General features: G+C 66.9%; 2 protein-coding genes. Both read left to right on the top strand.

Features of this window, described 5'->3' with window-relative positions:
- Nucleotides 1-52: 52 nt before the first annotated feature.
- The gene (locus tag ACGF5G_RS35775) at nt 53-343 is read left to right on the top strand and encodes a transposase (RefSeq protein WP_357705177.1); all 291 of its coding nucleotides are present in this window, start codon (nt 53-55) and stop codon (nt 341-343) included.
- A 14-nt stretch (nt 344-357) separates the two neighbouring features.
- The coding region (locus tag ACGF5G_RS35770) for an IS3 family transposase (protein WP_393271336.1) at nt 358-1,080 on the top strand (723 nt) is incomplete at its 3' end.

Genomic DNA, 1,080 nt, shown 5'->3' with positions numbered 1-1,080 from the left:
TGAGGTGTACCAAGGATCCTGGACATGTCCTCCGAGTTGAGAGGATGAGTCCATGCCCGAGCAGCGTCGTCGGTTCAGCCCGCAGTTCAAGGCCGAGGCTGTGCAGATGGTGATCGAGACTGGTAAGCCGATTGCGGTCGTCGCCCGTGATCTGGGGATCCATGACGCGACGTTGGGTAACTGGGTCAACGCGTGGCGGCGTGAGCATGCGGTGGCCGACCAGAACAGCACTCCGGTGGAGGCCGCTCGTGTGAAAGAGATGGAAGACGAGATCCGCCGGTTGCGGATGGAGAACGAGTTCCTGAAAAAAGCCGCGGCCTTCTTCGCCCGGATGCACCCGTAGCCCTGCGGTGTGCGTTGATCGACGCGGAGAAGGCCACCTACCCGATCGCGTGGATGTGCCGACTGCTGGGTGTCTCCCGCTCCACGTACTACGCCTGGCGCGACCGGGCCGAGACCGCCACCGCCGTCCGACGTCGGGACCTGGCCGCACGGGTGCGGCGGGTCTTCGACGCCTCCCGGGGCACCTACGGCTGCCGGCGGGTGGCGGCAGCGCTGAACCGGGAGGGCATCGCGTGCAGCGTCGGCCTGGTCGCGGATCTGATGCGTGAGCTCGGCCTGCGTGCCTGCCAACCACGGGCGTACAAGCGGACCACGCTGCCCGGTCAGGATCCGGTGGTTTCCGCTGACCTGATCGGCAGGGACTTCACCGCCGACGCGCCGGGCATCCGTCTGGTCGGTGATATCACCTACCTGAGGACGGGTGAGGGCTGGCTGTATCTGGCCACGGTCATCGACCTGGCCACCCGGATGGTCGTCGGGTGGCAGACCGCCGAGCACATGCGGACCAGCCTCATCGTTGACGCCCTGGCCATGGCCCAACACCACGGGCATGTCCGCCCCGGCGCGGTGTTCCATTCCGACCGCGGCGCCCAGTACACCTCCGCCGAGTTCGCCCGTTACTGCGTGCGAACCGGGATACGCGCGAGCGTGGGCCGTACCGGTGTGTGCTGGGACAACGCCGCCGCCGAATCGTTCTTCGCCACCCTCAAGAACGAGATGTATCACCGGCAGCGCTTC

This window comes from Micromonospora sp. NPDC047730 (assembly GCF_043204765.1).
Lineage (GTDB): Bacteria > Actinomycetota > Actinomycetes > Mycobacteriales > Micromonosporaceae > Micromonospora.
Note: the sequence above shows the minus strand (reverse complement) of the source record. Positions and strands in the feature narration are given on the sequence as shown.